Genomic DNA, 20811 nt, shown 5'->3' on the forward strand with positions numbered 1-20811 from the left:
GCAGGTGACGCAGGACGCTCCGGGCTCAGCGCCCGACCGGGCGGTCGTCCAGAACGGTGGCGCAGTCGGGCGTGACGACCAGCGCGCGAAGCCGGCCGGGGGTGGGGGTGGCCAGCGCGAGCAGCACGCCGGGCTCGCCGTCCAGCCTGACCGACCGGGATCCGAGCACGACGGCACCGGGGGCGCCAAGCCGGGCCAGGCAGGCGTTCAGCCGTCCCGGGTCGTCGAACGGTGCCCCTGGGGCCTCGGCGCGCAGGCCGGCGACGGCGCTCGGCAGGTCGGATCTGCTCAGGCTCAGTGGGGCCGCGCCGGTGGCCGGCCGCGCCAGTCCGGACAGCGAGACCAGCGCGATGACGGCAGCGGCGGCCAGCAGCGCGGCCGCGAGCACGGGACGACGGCCCCCGCGTCGGGTCGCGGTGGCGGGCGGAGGAAGCCGGTCGAGCGCCGCATGCCAGTCCTTGACCACGTCGGCGGGGGGTTCGAGCAGGGGCATGGCGGCCAGGGTGGCGCGCAGGTCGGTGTGCTCGTTCACCGCGCCTCCCCGACGGTCTCGCGGGCGCCGGGGCGGAGCAGCTCGGCGAGCCGGGCCCGGCCGCGCGCGCCCCGGCTCTTCACCGTCCCGGGCGCGATCTCCAGCATGTCCGCCACCTCGCCGACCGGGTACCCCAGCAGGTCAACCAGCACGATCACCATCCGCTGTTCGACGGGCAACTCGGCGAGCGCGCGCTGGACGACCAGGTGCAGCTCGTGGTCCGCAATCGGGTCCCTGGGCGCGGGCAGCGTCTCGAACTCCGTGCCACCGACCGGGACGGCGGGGCGAGCCTGGTTGCGGCGGTGCCTGTCCAGGCAGGCGTTGACGACGATCCGGACCAGCCAGGAGCGCACGGTCGCCTCGCCCCGGTAGCCCGCCGCGCGCTGGTGCGCCCGCAGCAGCGCGTCCTGGACGGCCTCGGCGGCGTCCTCCCGGCTGTCCAGGCTTCGGCGGGCGACCGTCCACAGGTACGAGGAGTGCCGGTCGACCAGCTCGCCGAACGCCCGCCGGTCGCCGTCGAGGTGCGCGCGCAGCAGCTCGGCGTCCGACCGGATCATGCGCCGGAGGCTAGGGTCGCCGGCCCGCCGGGCGGGGCGGTTCGGCGCTAGTCGTTCGCGATCGCACAGCGGCGCGGTCCGCCGGCCTGACGAAAATCCCGACTCGCCCTGACAAATATCCCGACTCGCGGGCGGTTTTTTAGCCGGTGACGCGCTCGAAGCGGAGGTCGCCGATCTCGGTGACGTTCTGGTCGCCTCCGCCGCCGAGCTTGGTGATCCAGACCAGGACGTTCTGGACGGGCTGGCTGCCGGTCAGGGGGACGTCGGCGGTGCCGGAGTTGACGGTGGTCTCGCCGATCTGGATGGTCTGGGCGAAGGTGGCGTCGGGGGCGGGCGCGGAGCGGATCTCGATCCGGCTGCCGGTGCTCGGTGACGCGATGGTCAGCCTGGACAGCTGCACCGGGGAGGCGAACGACACCATCACGCCGACGCCGGGCTTGAGCGCGGGGAACGGCCGCTTGTAGATGTAGGTGCTCCAGCTCGACCTGGGGTCGTCGTCGACCAGGCGGGAGATGCGGCCGGAGTTGTCCGGGTCGCCGGTCGGGTCGAACACCCGGACCGAGGCGGGGTGGACCACCGCTTCCCGGCCGGGGTCGGGCGGCAGGGCCGGCGCGGGCGGCGGCGCGGCGGGGGCGCCGGGCGCGGGCGGGGTCTCGGCCGCCGGTGCGGGCGCCTGGGGGCCGGCGACGATGATCCGGGGCGCCGAGGGCGGCGTCACGCCGAGCAGCGAGCCGACCTGGACGCCCAGGTATCCGAGCACCCCGAGCAGGAGCACCCCGAGCCCGCCGAGGGCCAGCGAGAGCTTGCGCCTGCGCTCCGGGTCCACCGTGGGCGGCATCGTGGACGTCTTCCAGACCTCGTCGGCGGCGGCCGGCGTGCCGTCGTCCGGCGGCGGCAGCAGCGCGACCTCCTGCTCGCTGTCCATCAGCTCGGCGACGACCTTGTGCACGCCGGCGGCGGTGTGCACCCGCCCGTGCGAGGCCCCGGCCCCGAGCGCGCCCAGGGCCAGCGCGGACACCTCCACCGACACGCCGGGCCGGACCAGCCCCGGCGGCACCACCACGCCCTGCACGTCCCTCGGAGCCGGCGGCAGGCCGGCCAGCTCGGCCTCGCTGTTCGACAGCGGCCAGTGCCCGGTGAGCAGCGTGTAGAGCACCGCCCCGAGCCCGCGCACGTCGTCGGCGGGGGTGGCGTCGGGGTGCGGGAGCGCGAACGCCAGCCGGGCCGAGCCGTCCGGGGTGATCCGGATCCGCTGCGGGTGCGCGCAGCCCAGCACCAGCCCCTGCCTGTGCGCCGCCTCGGCGCCCTTGGCCAGCGGGTCGAGCATGCCGAGCAGGGTGGCGGTGCGCAGCGGCCAGGCGCGCACCGTCTCGGCCAGGCTGCGCCCCGGCACCCACTCGGTGACCGCAAGCCCGAGCACGTCCTCGGGCAGCCCGTGGTGGCCGCCCGGCATCACGTCGAGCAGCCGCGCGCAGCCGGGGTGTTCGAACTTTCCCCAGCGCAGCGCCTTGGTGATCATCTCGGCGGCGCGCTCGGCCTCGCCGTCGTCGCCGGTGGCCTGCAGCAGGGTCAGCGCCACGTCACGGGCCAGGATGGTGTCCCTGGCCCGCCAGAACGCGGCGTTGACGGAGTCGTCGGAGCCGACCTGGGCCAGGAGTTGGTAGCGCTCGGCAATGACCGTGCCGCTGGGCCGAGGGGCGGGTACCGAGGGAGCGGGGGTGACCGCGCCCGGCGGGGGTGGATCGGCGGGCGCCGAGTCCCCCGACTCGGCGGCGGAGCGTTGCCCGGTGTGCCCGCTCACATGTGACCCCCTCGGCCGGCCGGAGACTCCCAACCCCGGGGCCAAGACTACGGCAGAAGGCCCCGCGAGCGTCTGATTATGGCCGCACCGCAAGCGGGTGCGTCACCTACGGGTCAGCCGTCGCCAGAACGGTCCGAGCTCGGCCAGCCGGACCAGCCGCATCGCCGCCACGGTGATGACCAGCGCGGTTACCGTGCCCACTCCGAGCTCGATCCAGGCCTGCGCCACCGCGCCACGCCGACCGGCCAGCGGGACCACCACCCAGTGGATCAGGGCCACCGCGGCCACTCCACCGAGTGACGAGGCGATCGCGGTCTTGACGAAGGTCACCACCGCCGCCCAGGTGTCCAGCGGACCCAGCCGGATCCGCAGCCAGACCTGGCCGACCACGGCGCCGATCACGAACGAGAGGCTGTTCGCGGCCGCCAGCCCGAGCACCACCTGGTCCGAGGGCAGGAACATCGGGCAGGCCAGCAGCATCGGGACCTTGGCCAGCACGGAGATGAGCTGGATCAGGGTGGGCGTGCGGGCGTCCTTCATCGCGTAGAACACCCGCAGCTGCAGCATGGTCAGCGCGAACGGGAGCAGCCCGAACGCGGACACCGCGAGCGTCTCGCCGAGGCGGGCGGCGCCGGCCTCGCTGCTGCGGCCCACGCTGAACAGCGCGACCCCGATCGAGCCGCCGAAGATGGTGATCAGCACGGTGATCGGGACCAGCGCGATCGTCGAGTAGCGGCTGCCCACGGACAGGTCGTTGATCACCCCGGGGGTGTCGCCGTCGGCGGCGGAGCGGCTCATCCGGGGCAGCAGCGCGGTGAGCAGGGAGACGCCGAGCACCCCGTACGGCACCTGCAGCAGCAGCCAGGCGTTCGTGTACGTGGCCACGCTGCCGGGGTTGGCCGCCGCCGCGACCCGGGTGGTCACGATGTAGCCGGCCTGCCCGACCAGCACGTAGCCGATCACCCACAGGGCCAGCCCGCCGGCCTCGGTGAGCCGGTGGTCCCAGCCCCAGCGCGGCCGCCAGCGGATCCCGACCCGGCGCATGGCGGGCAGCAGCACCAGCGCCTGGACGACGATGCCCAGCGTGGTGCCGAGGCCGAGCAGCAGCACCTTCGGCTCGGTGATGCTCACCGGGTCGAGGCTGACCTCGCCCGGCAGGCCCATGTAGAGGCCGAGCACGCCGAGCATCACCAGGTTGTTCAGCACCGGCGCCCAGGCGAACGGGCCGAACACGCCCTTGGTGTTCAGGATCGCGCCGAACAGCGCGCCCAGCCCGTAGAACACGATCTCGGGCAGCAGCAGCAGCGCGAACGCGGTGGCCAGCTCGGGGTTGGCCGCGCTGTCGTCGTCGTTGCCCAGGTAGAGGTAGGTGAGCAGCGGGGCGGCCAGCATGGCGAGCACGGTGGCCAGCACCAGCGCCGCGGTGGCCACCGTGAGCAGCTTCTGGGTGTACTCCTCGCCGCCGTCCGGGTCCTCGGCCTGCGCGCGCACCAGCAGCGGCACCATCACGCTGGTCAGCACGCCGCCGAGGAGCAGCTCGTAGACGATGTTGGGCAGCGTGTTCGCCACCGTGTACGAGTCATTGACGATCAACAGCCCGAGCGCGGCGACCAGCGCCAGCTGGCGGGCGAACCCGGTGACCCGGCTGACCAGGCTGGCCAGCGCCATGGAGCCGCTGTCCCGGAGCAGCGAGGGCCCTCGGGCGGGCGTGGGGGTCGAGGTGGAGGTGCTCACCGTCGGGGCGTCCTCGGTGGGCGTGGCCGTCGCGGCGGCGTCGCCGGGGCGCCCGGTGGCGGCTCCGGGGCGTTCCCGTTCGGGTTCGGGGCGTTCGCGTTCGGGTTCGGGGGTGGTCCGGGGGGCATCGGCGGCACGCCCGGGGTGCCCGGGGGCAGGCCGGCGGGACGGCTCCGGCGCGCCGGAGCGGCCGGGGGCGGGCCCTGGCGGCCGGGGGCGACGCGGCGGGTCGGCTGGTCCACCGGCGGGACCGGGGGCGCCGGGCTCACCGGCATCCCGCCCGAGGGCGCCGCCGTGGATCCGAGCCGCGTGACCGGCGATCCGTGCGCGGTCGCCGGGGTGCGCGGTTCGCCGTCGGGCTGACTCGGGTAGCGCGCCGGGCCACCCAGCGGGGCGGCCACCGGGCTGGCCGGTGGGTTGGCCGAGGGGTTGGCCGGCGGCCGCGCCGAAGCGGGGCCGGCCGGTGCCCGTGTCGTCGGGACCCGTGTCGTCGGGACCGGAGCCGTTGCCGGGTCGGGCGTCGTCGCCGGGGCGAGGGCCGAGATCGGTTCCGGCCGGCTCGCCGCCGGTGCGGGCTGGTCCGGCTCCGGTTCCTCGTCCGGCCCACCCGCCGGGGTCGGCTGGCTCCCGGCGTGCCGGCCCGCCGGTTCGCCGCGTCCACCGCGTCCACCGCGCAGTCGCCTGACGATCCGCCGCACCGCGAGGATCACCAGGAGCACCCCGGCCGTACCCGTCAACCACAGCGTGATGGTGCCGTAGGCGGTGGAACGCAGTAGCAACCGGCTGGGTACCCCGAGTGGCGCGCCGCTCGCCGTGGTCAGCCCGGCCTCCACGCTGAACTGGCCGGACCGGGTCAGTTGGGCGTTCACTCGCAGCTGCGAACGGCCCAGCGGCGGGATGCGGACCTCGCCGATCTTCTCGGTGCGCAGGCCCGGGGTGTCGGACAGCGCGAGCCGCACCCGCATCTCCACCGGCAGCCCGTTGGCCAGGGTGATCGGCAGCGGCGCCTCCTCGCCGCCCAGCGAGTAGGGGCCGGGCGGCTCCAGCACCCGGACCAGCGAGCGCAGCAGCAGCACCCGATCGGTGATCACCTTGGTGGCCAGGGTGGCCAGGTCGGGCTGGCCGCGCCAGGACGCCGACCCGGCGCGCAGCAGGCCCTCGGTCACCGGGTCGAACACCTGCGCGGGGGTGGCGCCCACGGTGGGCGCCGGCTCGGCGGCGGTGCGCAGGTCGTTGGCCATGTTGCGGTCGGTGCGCAGCCGGGCGGTGACGGTGCCGGGGACCTCGCGCGCGCCGGCCTTCAGCGAGTACACCAGGCTCGCGCTCGGGGTGCTCGTCGCGGTGTCGGAGCCCTCGGGCAGCCGGGTCGGGGTGAGCCGGCCGGCGGTGACCAGCGCGCCGATGCCTTCGAGCAGCTCGCGGGCGTCGGCGCCGGTGGTGTTCCACCGGTGCGGCGGGGCCACCAGCAGCGGAGCGGAGGACGCCGACGCGTTGAGCGCCCGGAAGCCGACGGCCCCGATCGCGTCCTGGGCGGACAGCGTGACGCCGCTGCCCGCCGGGCTGGTGCTGGTGATCCCGCTGGTCAGCGCGCCGAAGCCGCGTCGCCCCGAGCTGCCGGAGCCCAGCTCGGTGGAGAACAGCCCGCCGGCGTCCCGGTCGCTGCCCTCCGCCGCCTGGGTGACCAGCGGGTCGGCCAGCAGCCCGGTCACCCCGTTCGCCGCCGCGCCGGCCACCCGCACGGTGCCGCCGGTGGTGCTCCGCCCGGAGCGCCCGCTCACCGCCACCGCGTCCGAGGACAGCACCACCGCGCGGCCGCCCTCGGCGGCGTAGCCGGCCAGCGAGCGCTCGTCCAGCAGCCCGTCCGCCGGCCAGGAGGTGTCCGTCCGCACCGGGGTGCGCAGGATCTCGCCGGCGATCCGGGCGCCGTCCTTGACCGCGTACCGGGCCAGGTCGTCCAGCCCGGCCCGGGACAGCGCGACCAGGTCGGCGTCCGCGTACGGCAGCGGCACCACGCAGCGGCCGGCGGCCAGCGCGCGCACCCGGCCGAGCCACTGGGCGGCCGCGTTGACGCCCTTGCCCTCGGTCTCCTTGCCGTCCGCGGCCCGCACCCGGTAGCCGCCGCTCATGTCGGCCACGGTGCGCAACAGGTCGGGATCGACGCCGAGGCAGATCGCGTCGCGCATCGGGGAGCCGGCCGGCGCGGCGGTCTCCAGCGCGCCGAGCAGGCCGTCCAGCCGCCCGCCCTGGGCCAGCGAGGTGGCCAGCGTGTCGTCCCCGAGCACCACCGCCTCGCCGGGGCCGGTCGGCAGCCGGTGCGGCTGGTCGGCCAGCGGGTAGACCACGGTGACCGGGGTGGCGGCGCCGGTCGTCTCGGTGGCCTCCGGAGCCCGCCCCGCGGCGGCCGGCACCCCGAGCACCGGCAACAGCATCCGCAGGCCGGCCAGCCGGATCTGGGAGCCGTCCTCCGGCGTCCCGTTGACGTTGATCAGCAGCTCGTACACCCCGGATCGCTGCAGCGCCAGCGAACCGCCGGTGGAGCCTCGCAGTGGCATCGTGAGCTGGACCGGGTGCCGCTGGCCGGGGGCGAGCTTGTCGGTCACGTCCGCGAACGCCGGGGTGACCGCGTCGTCGGCGGCGTTGCCGGCCAGCGCGGTGCGGATGTCGCCCTCGGTGCGCAGCCGGTCGCCGCGCTGGGCCCGGATCTGCACCTGGCGCACCGTCTCGCTGCCGGTGTTGACCACCTCGCCGGTCACGATCAGCGTCGACGGTCCGGCCGAGGTGACCACCCTCGGGGTCATCGCGCCCACCCGCAGCTCGATCCGGGGTCCGTTCGCGGGGGGCGGTGCTTCCGGAACGACTGCCGGACCCGCCGCGGCGGGGGCGGGGGTGGCGAATGCGGTGGCCAGGGAGGCGAACGGGCCGATGAGCAACGCCACCAGGCCGAGCGTGAGCACGGCCAGCGCGGCCACGGTGGCCGCGGGCCGGCGCCGGCCCGGCATCACGCCGATTCCTCCAGCAGGGCGGTGGCCCGGCGCACGAGCCGCCGTTCGTCGGCATAGGCGAGCCTGCGCTCGAGCTCGTCCAGCGGCACCCAGGCCACCTCCGTGACCTCCACGTCGGTGTCGGACAGCTCACCGCCGGTGGCGCGCAGCAGGAAGTGGTGCACGGTTTTGTGCACCCTACGGTCTTCGGCCACGAACCAGAAGTCGATGGTGCCCAGCGGCGCCAACACACGACCGATGATGCCCGTTTCCTCGTGCACCTCGCGTATTGCTGCCTGTTCGGGCGTTTCGCCGGGCTCTATGTGGCCCTTCGGCAGCGACCAGAGCAACCGCCCGCGCCGGTCCAGCCGGCCGATCAGCGCGGCCAGCGACAACGCGTGGTCCACCACCAGTCCTCCCGCGGACGTCTCGTCGACGGTACGCAACCGCCGGCGCCGCTCGGGGCCACGACCGCGGCGCCCATCCGAGCGACCGCGGGAAGGGGACATGCCGAGATGGTAACGACGTCGTTCACTTCTCGTTCGTTGCGTGAGCCAACGGGTGAGCGGGTCAGCGCTGCTCGCATCGCGGGGCCTGCCGCTCGCCGCGATGATCGGCAACTGAGTTTGGTTGCCATGAGGTTACGCCTAGACTGGCCCGCCGTGCCTGCTTCCGCCAGCCCGTCTACCACCGGCTCATCACTCGGCGCCCACGCGCGGCCCGTGCACCACACCCGCCGCCTGGCCAGGGCGCGGCAGAATGCGGTGGTGGAGTTGCTCAGGGTGGCGCCGCTGGCCGACGAGCTGGCCGAGCGCTTCCGCGCCGCCGGGCACCGGCTGTACCTGGTGGGCGGCAGCGTTCGGGACGCACTGTTGGGCCGCCTCGCCGACACCGCCGACCTGGACTTCGCCACCGACGCGCGCCCGGACGCGGTGCGTCGGCTGCTCACCGGCTGGGCCGGCCAGCAGTGGGACACCGGCATCGCGTTCGGCACCATCGGCGCGGTCCGGGGCGGCGTCCAGCTGGAGATCACCACGTTCCGGGCGGACCGCTACGACCGGCGCAGCCGCAACCCCGAGGTGGAGTTCGGCGACACCATCGAGGGCGACCTGCTCCGCCGCGACTTCACCGTCAACGCCATGGCCATCGAGCTGACCAGCCCGGACGGGCGCAGGTTCGTGGACCCGCACGACGGGCTGGAGGCGCTGGCCGGTCGGGTCCTCGACACCCCGGCCACGCCCGAGGAGTCGTTCGCCGACGACCCGCTGCGGATGCTGCGCGCGGCCCGGTTCGTCTCCCAGCTCGGCTTCACGGTGGCGCCCCGGGTGCGCGCCGCGATGACCGCGATGGCCGACCAGATCACCCGGATCACCGCCGAGCGGGTGCAGGCCGAACTGTCCAAGCTGATCACCGGCGCGCAGCCGCGCGCGGGGATCGAGCTGCTGGTGGACACCGGTCTGGCCGAGCACGTGCTGCCCGAGGTGCCGGCCATGCGGCTGGCCACCGACGAGCACATGCAGCACAAGGACGTCTACGTGCACTCGCTGGTGGTCATGGAGCAAGCCATCGAGAGGGAAGAGTCCGCGAGTCCAGATCTGGTGCTGCGGCTGGCCGCGCTGCTGCACGACATCGGCAAGCCTCGGACGCGGCGGCTGGAGCCGGACGGGCGGGTCAGCTTCCACCACCACGAGGTGGTCGGCGCCAAGATGACCCGGGCCCGGCTGCGCGCGCTGCGGTACCCGAAGGCGGTGATCGACGACGTGTCCCGGCTGGTGTACCTGCACCTGCGGTTCCACGGCTACGGCGCCGGGGAGTGGACGGACTCGGCGGTGCGCCGGTACGTGACCGACGCCGGCCCGCTGCTGGAGCGGCTGCACAAGCTGGTCCGCTCCGACTGCACCACCCGCAACCGCCGCCGCGCCGCCGCCCTGCAGCGCAGCTACGACTCGCTGGAGAACCGGATCGCGGAGCTGCGCAAGCAGGAGGAGCTCGACGCCATCCGGCCCGACCTGGACGGCAACGAGATCATGCGGATCCTGGACCTGAAGCCGGGCCCACAGGTCGGCAAGGCCTACAAGCACCTGCTCGCGCTCCGCATGGAACGCGGACCGATGTCCCACGAGGACGCCGTGGCCGAGCTCCGCCGCTGGGCCACCGACCAAGGCCTTTAACCCCCGCGAGTCAGGCGCGCGGGCGACGCGCGCCGTCAGTGTGCTGAGATCCCCGACTCGGTGTGCTCGGACGCCCGACTCGCGGAGGTGGAGCGCCGGCGGAGGAGCTCGTGGCCGAGGACGCCGACGAGGTAGCACGCGCCGGCCAGGACGAGCAGGAGCGGGGAGTAGCCGTTGGGCGGGGCGAGTACGGCGGCGGCCGCCACGGCGACGACGTAGCCCATGTTGAACACCGCGTCGTAGAGCGCGAACACCCGGCCGCGCCGGTCGTCGCCGATCTCGCTCTGCACCGCCGCGTCCGCGCACAGCTTGATCACCTGGCCGGCGCCGGTGACGATGAACGAGCCGAGCAGCGCCATCGGCATGGTGATGGCCATGGGCAGCACGAGCATGGTCACGCCGGCCACGACCAGCGAGATCCGGATGGTGTTCGGCCGGCCCAGCCGGTGCGCCAGCCACGGCGTCACCAGTGCGGCCGCGCCCAGCCCGGCCGCCGCCACCACGACCACCTCGCCGATGCCCGCCATGCCGGCCTTGAACAGACCGTTCGACACGAAGTAGTGCCGGAACAGCAGCAACATCAACAGCGTCGAGATGCCGAACGCCAGCCGGTGCGCGACCAGCGCGGCGAACGAGGACGCCACGTTCGGCACCGCCGCCGTGGCGCGCGCCCCGTCCACCAGCCCGCGCGCCACCGCCACCAGCGTCCGGCGCGCCTCGGTGTTGCGGTCCGGCCCGAGCAGGCCGCGGCGGAACCCGGCGGCGAGCACCGCGGCGACCACGGCGCCGGTCGAGGCCAGCACTGTCACGATGGCCGAGCCCAGGTTGTCACCGCCGAACACCCCGCGCAGCCCGATCGCGCACGCCCCGCCGAGCGCCGCCACGGCCGCGCCGGCGGTGGCCGCCACCACGTTCGCCTCCACCAGGTGCCGCTCCACCACCACGTGCGGCAGCGACGCGGACAGCCCGGCCAGCACGAACCTGGTCACCCCGACGACGGTGAGCGCGCCGAGATAGAGCGCCGGCCCGGCCACGCCGGTGGCCACCATCGCGGCGACCCCGAGGATGAGCACCACGCGCAGCACGTTCGCGGCCCAGAGCACCCGGCGGCGGTCCCAGCGGTCCAGCAGCGCGCCGGCGAACGGGCCGACGATCGAGTACGGCAGCAGCAGCACGGCCAGCCCGAGCGCGACGGCCATCGGGTCGGCCTCGCGCTGCGGGTTGAACAGCACGGCGCCGCCGAGCGCGGCCTGGAACATCCCGTCGCCCCACTGCGCGGTGAAACGCACGGCGAGCAGCCGGCGAAACCCCCTGGTGCCGAGCAGCCCACGCAGGCCGAGCCGATCCACTCGCCCGGCCCGCTCTCCCGATGGCCACTGTGCGGAACCCACGAGGCCCAAGGCTAACGGGTACCCCCGCCCGCCCGGCTCAGTATTAACCGGCCGTTCGTATTCAGTTCTGCCCGGTAGTGAGACGGTGAATGATGAGTGCCCTGATCGAGGGCCGTCGCGTGGGCGCGGAAGGGTGCACGGGAGGATGCAACGATGAGTGACGTGGCGGCGCACCGGCAGACCGATGAGGACCGCGACGTCGAACCGGGGACCCTGCTCGTTGCCGCCCCCGGCCTGTTGGATCCGAACTTTCGCCGCACTGTCGTCTACGTCATCGAGCACCGCGATGAGGGCACCCTTGGTGTGGTGCTGAACCGTCCGAGCGACGTTGCGGTGCGCGAGGTGCTGCCGGCCTGGGCGCCGCACACCACCCGTCCCAAGGCGGTGTTCGTGGGCGGCCCGGTGGACGCGAAGACGGCGCTGTGCCTGGCCGCTTTCCGCCCCGGCCACGACCCGGCCGGGGTCGGCGGCGTGGTCGCGGTGCGCGGCCCGGTGGCGCTGGTCGACCTGGACTCCGACCCGGACCGGTTGGCGCCCCGGGTGCGTGGGCTGCGGGTGTTCGCCGGGTACGCCGGCTGGAACTCCGGTCAGCTGGCCGGTGAGATCGGCCGGGGCGACTGGATCCTGGTGCCCGCGCTGCCCGACGACGTGCTCTCGGTGGGCAGCGCCGACCTGTGGGGTCACGTGCTGCGCCGGCAGGGCATGCCGCTGGCGTTACTGTCCACCTTCCCCGCCGACGTGGCCGCCAACTGAGCCGGTAGTCAGGCCTCGGCCCGTTCCTCCGCCTCGTCGCCGGCCGCCGCGCACGCGGCCGCCGCCGTACAGCAGCCGCACGCCCCGCCGCAGCCGGTGAACCTGGGCAACGGCACCCGCTTGGCCGCCCGGTCGCCGAGCACCCCGCCGGCCACGGTGAGCACGACCGCGCCCAACCCGGCCAGCACCAGCAGCGTCACCGCCACCGCACCGGACGGCGCGGCCAGCCCCGCGACCCCGCCGACCGCGGCCACCGCGCCGGACGCGATGGTCAGCGGCGCGGCGACCTGGTTGCCGACCGCGAACGTCTCGTCGTCGCGCAGGGTGTTCACCGTCCGAACCCCGGCGAACCGGTTCCGGGGCAGCCTGCGCCGCACCCCGAGCACGCCGACCACAGCCAACCCCACGCCGCCGAGCACCAGCACGCCCGCGACCACCTCAAACGCCGTACCCACGCCCACCACCCTAAGCCCAGCTCACAAGCCGTGAGTGGTTAGCGTTGTCATAGCAACGCTCACCACTCACGGCTTCTGAGCAGCCGTTGTGATTTGGATGTGCGTGTGTTCCGTCGTAGTGATCGGGATCAGGTCACCAAGCTGGTCAATGCCCGTGCCGCCGCCGTGGTGCCGGGGGCTGGGGCATCGGTGAACGCGGTGCTCACCCAGTTCGAGCGTGAGCCTGACGAGGGCTGGGCACAGCCCAAGCCGTAACCGCCCACGGCTTCTGACCAGCCGATGCGGGCCGCTCGTGCACGGCAAGCTACCCTGGAGCCGTGCGAGCGGCCCGCCTTACCCAGCCGCGCTGAGCGCGTCAACGCCAGCGCGGCCGACCCCTCACGCCTCGAGCGGAGGGGTTTTTCCATTCTCGACATCGAGACGTCGACGAGATCGAGGAGCGAGCGGGTGAACGGGCCCGATCGGAAGGACCGGAGACAGATGAGCACCGAGACCGCTGTGGCCGCGACCGGGCAGGAGTCGCCCGAGCGGGACGAGGCACCCCCGTTCCGGTACACGGCGGCGCTGGCCGGCCAGATCGAGCGGCGCTGGCAGGACTACTGGGCGAACAACGGCACCTTCCACACCCCCAACCCGACGGGCGCGCTCGGCGAGCCCGAGCTGGCGAAGGCCAGGGGCGAGAAGGTCTACCTGCTGGACATGTTCCCCTACCCGTCCGGCTCCGGGCTGCACGTGGGCCACCCGCTGGGCTTCATCGGCACCGACGTGCTGGGCCGCTTCCTGCGGATGAGCGGGCACAACGTGCTGCACGCGATGGGCTTCGACGCGTTCGGGCTGCCGGCCGAGCAGTACGCCGTGCAGACCGGCACCCACCCGCGCAAGACCACCGAGGAGAACATCGAGCGCTACCGCGCGCAGATCCGCCAGCTGGGCCTGGCGCACGACGAGCGCCGCAGCGTGGCGACCACCGACGTGGAGTTCTACCGGTGGACGCAGTGGATCTTCCTGCAGATCTACAACGCCTGGTACGACCGTGACATCGAGCGCGCCCGCCCGATCGCCGAGCTGGAGGCCGAGTTCGCCGCCGGCACCCGGGCCGTCCCTGCGGGGACCACGCCGTGGGCCGAGCGCACCCGGGCCGAGCGGCGCGACCTGATCGACACCTACCGGCTGGCCTACCTGTCCGAGGCGCCGGTGAACTGGTGCCCCGGCCTGGGCACCGTGCTGGCCAACGAGGAGGTCACCGCCGACGGGCGCAGCGAGCGGGGCAACTTCCCGGTCTTCCGCCGCAACCTCAAGCAGTGGATGATGCGGATCACCGCGTACGCCGACCGGCTGGTCGACGACCTGGACCGGCTGGACTGGCCGGACTCGATCAAGGCCATGCAGCGCAACTGGATCGGCCGCTCCGAGGGTGCCACCGTGCGCTTCCCCGTGGCGGGCGGAGGGCCGGGCATCGAGGTGTTCACCACCCGCCCGGACACCCTGTTCGGCGCCACCTACATGGTGCTGGCCCCGGAGCACCCGCTGGTCGACGGGCTGACCGCCGCCGAGTGGCCAGCCGGTGTGGACCAGCGCTGGACCGGCGGCGCGGCCACCCCGGCCGAGGCCGTCGAGGCGTACCGGGTGATGGCGTCGCGCAAGTCCGAGCTGGATCGCCAGGAGAACAAGGACAAGACCGGCGTGTTCACCGGCGGGTACGCGGTCAACCCGGTGAACGGCGAGACCATCCCGGTGTTCGTGGCCGACTACGTGCTGATGGGCTACGGCACCGGCGCGATCATGGCGGTGCCCGGCCAGGACCAGCGGGACTGGGACTTCGCGCGCGCGTTCGGGCTGCCGATCGTGCGGACGGTGCAGCCGCCCGAGGACTTCGACGGCGAGGCGTACGTGGGCGCCGGCCCGGCCGTGAACTCGGCGAACGACGAGGTCAGCCTGGACGGGCTGGAGGTGGACGAGGCCAAGCGCGCGATCATCGACTGGCTGGCGAGCAAGGGCGCAGGCGAGTCGGTGGTGCAGTACAAGCTGCGCGACTGGCTGTTCTCCCGGCAGCGGTACTGGGGCGAGCCGTTCCCGATCGTGCACGACCAGCACGGCCCGCTGCCGCTGCCCGAGGACCAGCTGCCGGTGGAGCTGCCGGAGATCGACGACTACTCGCCGCGCAGCTACGACCCGGACGCCGCCGACACCGAGCCGGAGCCGCCGCTGTCCCGGGCGTCGGACTGGGTGAACGTCGAGCTGGACCTGGGCGACGGGCTCAAGGACTACCGCCGCGAGACCAACACCATGCCGCAGTGGGCCGGTTCCTGCTGGTATCAGCTGCGCTACCTGGACCCGACCAACGACGAGGCGTTCGTCGACCCCGAGGTGGAGCGCTACTGGATCGGCAAGCGGCCGGCCCAGCACGGCGCGGGCGACCCCGGCGGCGTCGACCTGTACGTCGGCGGGGTGGAGCACGCCGTGCTGCACCTGCTGTACGCCCGGTTCTGGCACAAGGTGCTGCACGACCTGGGCCACCTGAGCTCCGAGGAGCCGTACCGCCGGCTGATCAACCAGGGCTACATCCAGGCCTACGCCTACACCGACGCGCGCGGCAGCTACGTGCCGGCCGAGGAGGTCGTGGAGGATGCCGAGGCGCCGACTGGTTTCACGTGGAACGGTCAGGCCGTCCGGCGTGAGTACGGGAAGATGGGCAAGTCGCTGCGCAACGTGGTGACCCCGGACGAGATGTGCGAGCAGTACGGGGCCGACACGTTCCGGCTGTACGAGATGTCGACCGGTCCGCTGGAGGTGTCGCGGCCGTGGTCCACCCGGGACGTGGTGGGCTCGGCGCGGTTCCTGCAGCGGCTGTGGCGCAACCTGGTCGACGAGCGGACCGGGCTGCCGGCGGTGACCGATGCCCAGCCCGGAGAGCAGACCCTGCGCCTGCTGCACCGCACGATCGCCGGCGTCCGCGCGGACTACACCGCGCTGCACTACAACACGGCGGCCGCCAAGCTGATCGAGCTGAACAACCACCTGACCAAGGACTACGGCCCGGGTTCGGTGCCGCGCGCGGTGGCCGAGCCGCTGGTGCTGCTGCTGGCGCCGATGTGTCCGCACATCGCCGAGGAGCTGTGGTCGCTGCTGGGGCACACCGGGACGCTGGCGTACGCGCCGTTCCCGGTGGCCGACGAGCGGTACCTGGCCGCGGACACCGTGGAGTACCCGATCCAGGTCAACGGCAAGGTCCGCTCCCGGATCACGGTGGCGGCCGACGCCGACAGGGATGCCGTCCAGGCCGCAGCCCTGGCCGAGGAGAAGATCGCCGCGCTGGTCGGGGACAAGGAGCCGCGCAAGGTGATCGTCGTCCCCGGCCGCCTGGTCAACGTCGTGCTCTGACCCGCGTTGGCCGGGAGGCGAACCACCACAGGCCGACGATGACGGCCATGGCGCACAGGTTGGCCAGGATCATGACGGTCATGGACAGGCCGACGTTGCCGCCGGAGGCGTCCTGGATCCAGCCGACCGCGAACGGGCTGATGAACCCGGCGGCGTTGCCCAGCGAGTTGATCAGCGCGATCCCGCTGGCGGCGCCCGCGCCGGCCAGGAACGCGGTCGGCAGCGACCAGAACAGCGGCTTGGCCGTCTGCGCCGCCATGGTCGCGACGGTGATGGACGCGAACGCGAGCAACGGCGTGCCCAAGCTGACCGCCGTGACCGTGAACGTCACCACCGAGACCGCGAGCGCGATCATCACCGGCCTGGCGGAGCCGTCACCGCCCTTGACGCCCCGCCCGGCCAGGAACATGCACACCGCCGAGGCCAGGAACGGCACGGCGGACAGCCAGCCGACGTCGACCGTGCTCAGCGTCCTGTCCACGCCCTTGATGACCGAGGGCATCCAGTAGGTCAGCGGGTACGCGCCGCACTGCAGCAGGAAGTAGACGCCGGCCAGCGCGATCACCCGCTTGTTGCGCAGGGCGGCGCGGTGCCCGGCCGGGGCGGCGGCGGTCCTCTGTGACTCCTCGGCGCGCAGGGTCGCGGTGAGCCAGTCGCGCTGCTCGGGGGTGAGCCAGCGGGCGCCGGCCGGGCGATCGGTGGCGGACAGGAAGAACACCACGCCGAGCAGCACCGCCGGCACGCCGCCGACCACGAACACCCAGCGCCAGCCGTCGAGGCCCCAGACCCCGTCGAACGCGGACAGCACCCAGCCGTTGAACGGGCCGCCGATCACCGACGACAGCGGGATGGAGACCATGAAGGTGGCGATGACCTTGGTGCGCTGCTGGTTGGGGAACCAGTGGGTCAGGTACACGATGATGCCGGGGAAGAAGCCGGCCTCCGCGATGCCCAGCAGGAAGCGCAGCGCGTAGACGGTCTCCACGTTAGGCGCCGCCGCCAGGGTGGCCGCGATGATCCCCCAGGTGACCATGATCCGGGTTATCCAGATCCGGGCGCCGACCTTCGTCATGATCATGTTGCTGGGCACCTCGGCGAGCACATAGCCGACGAAGAAGATCCCGGCGGCGAACCCGTACTGGGTGGCCGTCATCCCGAAGCTCTTCTCGAGCCCGAACTTGGCGAAGCTGATGTTGATCCGGTCGAGGTAGTTGACCGTGTAGCAGAGCATCAGCAGCGGCACCAGCCGCCAGGTCACCTTCCGCAGCGTGCCCGCCCGGAGAGGGTCGCCCGCTCGCTCCCGCACGCGCACCATCCTGACCTCCTGTCGACGATGACGAAGCTCACTGGCGGGCCACTGTGCCAAGTAAAATGGCAGATGTCCAGAGTTGCATGCTACTTGCGGCAATTGTGACAGAACTGCCCGATCTGGGATGGCGGAGTGGCTATGCTGGCCGCGCCGGGGATGGCGCGGTCGGCCTGACCGTGACCTGATCGCCCAGCCCTCGTACACAGGGAGACGCGTGAGTTCCGACTCGCTCACGGACAGCATGACCGAGCGGATCGCCACCGAGATTCGTGACGCGATCCGGTCCGGGCGGCTGCAGCGCGGGGAGCTGTACTCCTCCCGGGAGCTGGGCCAGCTCTTCGGCGGGTCCCGGACGCCTGTCCGCGAGGCGCTGCTCAAGCTCGCCGACCTGGGCCTTGTCAAGATCGAGCGCAACCGGGGCGCCCGCGTGCTGGGCCCGGACGGGCGGGGCATCGTCGAGCTGTGCAGCCTGCGCGTGCTGCTCGAGCCGCCGGCCTGCCGCGCCGCCGCCGCCGTCATGACCAGCCTGGACGACGACGCGCTGCTGGCCGAGTACAAGATCATGGAAGACCGCGCCGACGGCGGTCCGGAGTACTTCGCGGCCGACGAATGCCTACACGACCTGATCATGCGCAGCAGCGGGAACGAGCGACTGGCGAAGTTCGTCGCCGGGCTCCGCCAGACCCTGGCTCTGGACGGCCGGATGACGGTGCCGCGCTACCAGTCCGTGGACACCGCGCTCAAGGACCACTGGGCGATCGTCGACGCGCTGCGCCGCCGTGACGGCGTCGGGGCGGAGGGCGCCATGCGCCGCCACCTGGTCAGGTCCGCCGACCTGCTGGTGGCCCACAACAGCGGCAGCGACCGGTCCCTGGTCGCGGAGTGGCGCCGCTGGGTGGAGATCGCCGTGCCGGAACGCGACCGGATCCCGAGCTGAACCTCGCCGCCGCGACCTGGGCACCGCGCCGGCGGGGCTCGGACGTGGACGGCGGCCGGGGTCCTGGACGACATGGGCGGCGGCATCCTCCGCCCGTGTCCTCGATGATCGGCGGGGCACTCGGCGGCTCCGGCCGGCGTCGGGCCGGCACCGGGGCGGCCGGCGCGGGCGTGGCGTCCGAGAAGGCCCTGAACATCGAAGCGGTGTGCGCCCGATCCGCCAGAACGTCCCGATGCGCTCACCAGGTTCTTCGCTGCCACCGGAACGCCTCCGTTGTCACCACCACGTTCTCCGCTGCCGCCGCGTCCCCCGCCGTCCCCGGCCACGTCCCCGCTGTTCTGCCACCACGACGTGCCGTCCGTGCCAAGTCCCCCGAGATATCCCCACACCGCACGCCGGTGACATAGCTGTAGACATAAGTAGCATGCAACAGATACAGTACTGCATGTCACATCGAAGAGGAGTCGGCTTGGATCGGGATTCGTACGCGGTGGCACTGGCCCATGGGGTGCGAGCGGCCGGGGTGGACCTGGTGGGTTACGTCCCGTCGGTGAGCGTCGCGCCGGTGATCGCGGAGTTGCGGCGCTCCTACGGCCCCGGCGGCCAGGGCGAGGAGCGGGTGTTCCCGTTGTCGCGCGAGGAGGAGGCGATGGGGGTGCTCGGGGCGCTGCCGCTGGCCGGCAGGTTCGGCGCCGTGGTGATGCAGGACAACGGGTTCGGCAACTCGCTGACCGCGCTGACCACGTTCAACCTCGCCTACCACCTGCCGCTGCTGATCGTGGCCAACACCAGGGGCGGGCTCGGCGAGTACAACTCGATGATCCATTCGCTGTGCCAGCACGTACCGGCGCTGCTGGACCGGGTGGGCCTGCCGGTGTTCGGCCTGGACCGGCGCAGCGGCCCGGCGGACTGGGAGGCGGTGGTCACCGAGGCCGGCGAGCACGCCCGGATGACCTTCCGCCCGGCCGTCGTGCTGGCCTCGTTCTGGGGCACGGACGGGAAGGTGGCGTAGCGATGCGACGCATTCAGGCGCTCGAGGTGCTGGCCGCCCACACCGAACGGCTCCCGGTGGTGGTGACCTGCGCGGCGTCCAGCCGGGAGCTCGCGGCGGTCGCGGACCGCCCCAACCACCTGTACCTGCTGGACTCCATGGGCCTGGCCGGCTCGGTGGCGACCGGCCTCGCGCTGGCCCTGGCCGGTTCACCGGTGCCGAGGGTGGTGGCCATCGAGGGTGACGGCTCGCTGCTGATGAACCCCAACGTGCTGGCCACCGGCGGTTTCCTCGCCCCGCGCAAGCTGCTCATGGTGCTCCTGGACAACGGCGTGTACGGCGCCACCGCGAACCTGCCCACCCACGCGACCCGGGTCGACCTCGGGCGGCTGGCCGACGCCGCCGGCTGGCGGGTGCTCAGGGCCGAGGACCCCGACCGGCTCGGCGACGGGCTCGCCGAGGCGATGCTGCTGGACGGGCCGGTGCTGCTGCACGCCCGCATCGAGGTGGGCAACGCGCCCGACGTGCCGAAGCTGCTGGAAGACCCGGTCGTGATCGCCCGCCGCTTCCAGGGCTGGCTCGCAGGCCGCCACGAGGGCCGTTCACGTTCCTGACGCGGTTCATCGCCGGAGGCGATTCGTGAGCGGCCCTCGTACTGGGAACTAAGGAGAGCAAGTGACGATCACCGACATCCGCGCCCGCGCGGTCGACATCCCGGTCACGGTGCCCACCCGCATGTCGAACCGCGACCTGAACAGCCGCCACTACGTGCTCGTCGAGGTGCGTGACGAGTCCGGGCGCACGGGGCTCGGCTACACCTACGCGGGCACCGCCGGCGCGTTCCTCACCAAGGCGGCCGTCGACGACCTGCTGGCGCCGGTCTACCTCGGCGAGGACGCCGACGACGCGGTCGGGTCGTGGCGCCGCGCGTACCAGGAGACGCTGCTGGCCGGCCGCCGCGGCGCGGTGATCCGCGCGCTGTCGGCCGTCGACATCGCGCTGTGGGACCTGAAGGCGAAACGAGCCGGTCAGCCGCTGGCCACACTGCTGGGCGGCACCACCGCACCACAGCCCGCCTACGCCTCCGGCGGGTACTACCGACCCAGTGACGGCGAGCCGGAACAAGCCGTCGCCGCCGAGATCGCGTTCAACCGGTCCCAGGGCTTCACCGACCACAAGATTAAGGTCGGCGGCCTGACGGTCGCCGAGGACGCGGCCCGCGTCGCGGCGGCCGTCGAGGCGATCGGTGGCCACGGCCGGCTCGCCCTCGACGCGAACAACGCCTACCGCTCGGTCGCCGAGGCGCGGTCCGCGATCGAGGCCTTCGAGCGAGCCGCCGCCACGCCGCTGTGGTGGTTCGAGGAGCCGCTGTCCCCGGACGCGATCGCCGGGCACGCCGAACTGGCCGCCCGTATCCGCACCCCGGTGGCCACCGGGGAGATCCACCAGACCCGGTGGGAGTTCCGCGGCCTGATCGAGGCGGGCTCGGCGGCCATCCTGCAGGCCGACGCCGGCGTGGTCGGCGGCGTCACCGAGTGGATGCGGGTCGCGCACACCGCCGACAGCTTCGGGCTGCCGATGGCGCCGCACTGGCACCACAACCTGCACGTCCACCTGGCCGCCGCCACCGACAACACCGTGACCGTCGAGTACTTCGCACCCGAGAAGGGCATCTACAACTTCGAGACCCTGCTCACCGAGGACACCCGGCTGCGCTACCGCGACGGCCACGTCCTGGTCCCGGACCGCCCCGGGCTCGGCATCGAGCTGGACGAGGACGCCGTCGCCAAGTTCGAGATCGTGATCGGCTCCTAGGTC

The 20811-nt window shown here is 73.2% G+C and carries 17 protein-coding genes; 8 read left to right on the forward strand and 9 right to left on the reverse strand.

Annotated elements, in window-relative coordinates:
• Positions 1 to 25 precede the first annotated feature (25 nt).
• The 6 genes from N912_RS60655 to N912_RS0123455 all read right to left on the reverse strand — a co-directional run bounded on the left by N912_RS60655 (position 26) and on the right by N912_RS0123455 (position 8114).
• On the reverse strand, positions 26 to 532 hold the full coding sequence (locus tag N912_RS60655) for a hypothetical protein (protein ID WP_028924302.1): 507 nt from the start codon (positions 530 to 532) through the stop codon (positions 26 to 28).
• On the reverse strand, positions 529 to 1089 hold the full coding sequence (gene sigM / locus N912_RS54135; protein WP_051580674.1) for an RNA polymerase sigma factor SigM: 561 nt from the start codon (positions 1087 to 1089) through the stop codon (positions 529 to 531). The genes N912_RS60655 and sigM overlap by 4 nt, the downstream gene beginning before the upstream one ends.
• A 139-nt stretch (positions 1090 to 1228) precedes the next feature.
• Positions 1229 to 2890: a protein kinase family protein gene (locus tag N912_RS0123440; protein WP_028924303.1), complete on the reverse strand. Its 1662-nt coding sequence runs from the start codon at positions 2888 to 2890 to the stop codon at positions 1229 to 1231.
• Between the two features lie 102 nt (positions 2891 to 2992).
• Positions 2993 to 4624, reverse strand: a complete 1632-nt coding sequence (gene murJ / locus N912_RS54140; protein WP_051580675.1) for a murein biosynthesis integral membrane protein MurJ — start codon at positions 4622 to 4624, stop codon at positions 2993 to 2995.
• Entirely contained in the window at positions 4621 to 7623 is a 3003-nt protein-coding gene (locus N912_RS63675) for a DUF6049 family protein (RefSeq protein WP_028924304.1), read from the reverse strand. Before N912_RS63675 ends, murJ begins: the two co-directional genes overlap by 4 nt.
• Entirely contained in the window at positions 7623 to 8114 is a 492-nt protein-coding gene (locus tag N912_RS0123455; RefSeq protein ID WP_028924305.1) for an NUDIX hydrolase, read from the reverse strand. The genes N912_RS63675 and N912_RS0123455 overlap by 1 nt, the downstream gene beginning before the upstream one ends.
• 126 nt (positions 8115 to 8240) lie before the next feature.
• Here N912_RS0123455 and N912_RS0123460 point away from each other — a divergent pair, with 126 nt between their 5' ends.
• On the forward strand, positions 8241 to 9776 hold the full coding sequence (locus tag N912_RS0123460; RefSeq protein WP_084211133.1) for a CCA tRNA nucleotidyltransferase: 1536 nt from the start codon (positions 8241 to 8243) through the stop codon (positions 9774 to 9776).
• A 35-nt stretch (positions 9777 to 9811) separates the two neighbouring features.
• On the opposite strand, the gene N912_RS54145 is transcribed toward N912_RS0123460, so the two are convergent.
• A complete protein-coding gene (locus N912_RS54145; protein WP_051580676.1) occupies positions 9812 to 11125 on the reverse strand; it encodes an MFS transporter in 1314 nt (437 codons plus the stop codon).
• Positions 11126 to 11320: 195 nt separating this feature from the next.
• Here N912_RS54145 and N912_RS0123470 point away from each other — a divergent pair, with 195 nt between their 5' ends.
• Complete coding sequence (locus N912_RS0123470) at positions 11321 to 11920, forward strand: YqgE/AlgH family protein (protein ID WP_037066215.1); 600 nt, start codon at positions 11321 to 11323, stop codon at positions 11918 to 11920.
• A gap of 8 nt (positions 11921 to 11928) precedes the next feature.
• Here the strand turns inward: N912_RS0123470 and N912_RS54150 are convergent, their stop codons facing one another.
• Positions 11929 to 12375 (reverse strand): SdpI family protein, encoded by a 447-nt coding sequence (locus tag N912_RS54150; RefSeq protein WP_245645393.1) that lies wholly within the window; start codon positions 12373 to 12375, stop codon positions 11929 to 11931.
• Between the two features lie 105 nt (positions 12376 to 12480).
• On the opposite strand from N912_RS54150, the gene N912_RS63680 reads away from it, so the two are divergent.
• Together N912_RS63680 and leuS are read left to right on the forward strand one after the other, a co-directional pair.
• Positions 12481 to 12630: a hypothetical protein gene (locus N912_RS63680; RefSeq protein ID WP_211261362.1), complete on the forward strand. Its 150-nt coding sequence runs from the start codon at positions 12481 to 12483 to the stop codon at positions 12628 to 12630.
• Positions 12631 to 12855: 225 nt separating this feature from the next.
• Entirely contained in the window at positions 12856 to 15756 is a 2901-nt protein-coding gene (gene leuS, locus N912_RS0123480) for a leucine--tRNA ligase (protein ID WP_051580677.1), read from the forward strand.
• On the opposite strand, the gene N912_RS54155 is transcribed toward leuS, so the two are convergent.
• Positions 15740 to 17062, reverse strand: a complete 1323-nt coding sequence (locus tag N912_RS54155; RefSeq protein ID WP_245645394.1) for an MFS transporter — start codon at positions 17060 to 17062, stop codon at positions 15740 to 15742. The two genes, leuS and N912_RS54155, sit on opposite strands and share 17 nt — an antisense overlap.
• 217 nt (positions 17063 to 17279) lie before the next feature.
• Between N912_RS54155 and N912_RS0123490 the strand changes: the two genes are divergently transcribed.
• The 4 genes from N912_RS0123490 to N912_RS0123505 all read left to right on the forward strand — a co-directional run bounded on the left by N912_RS0123490 (position 17280) and on the right by N912_RS0123505 (position 20808).
• Entirely contained in the window at positions 17280 to 18002 is a 723-nt protein-coding gene (locus N912_RS0123490; protein ID WP_028924309.1) for a GntR family transcriptional regulator, read from the forward strand.
• 469 nt (positions 18003 to 18471) lie between these two features.
• Positions 18472 to 19014 carry a thiamine pyrophosphate-binding protein gene (locus N912_RS0123495; RefSeq protein ID WP_028924310.1) on the forward strand — a complete coding sequence of 181 codons (543 nt, stop codon included), beginning with the start codon at positions 18472 to 18474 and terminating at the stop codon, positions 19012 to 19014.
• A 2-nt stretch (positions 19015 to 19016) separates the two neighbouring features.
• Positions 19017 to 19607, forward strand: coding sequence for a thiamine pyrophosphate-dependent enzyme (locus N912_RS0123500; RefSeq protein WP_028924311.1), 591 nt, complete (start codon positions 19017 to 19019; stop codon positions 19605 to 19607).
• Between the two features lie 61 nt (positions 19608 to 19668).
• Positions 19669 to 20808, forward strand: coding sequence for a mandelate racemase/muconate lactonizing enzyme family protein (locus N912_RS0123505; RefSeq protein WP_051580678.1), 1140 nt, complete (start codon positions 19669 to 19671; stop codon positions 20806 to 20808).
• The last annotated feature ends 3 nt before the right edge of the window (positions 20809 to 20811 follow it).

Origin of the sequence: Actinospineispora acaciae DSM 45401, from assembly GCF_000620785.1 — a bacterium.
GTDB classification, from domain to species: Bacteria; Actinomycetota; Actinomycetes; order Mycobacteriales; family Pseudonocardiaceae; genus Pseudonocardia; species Pseudonocardia acaciae.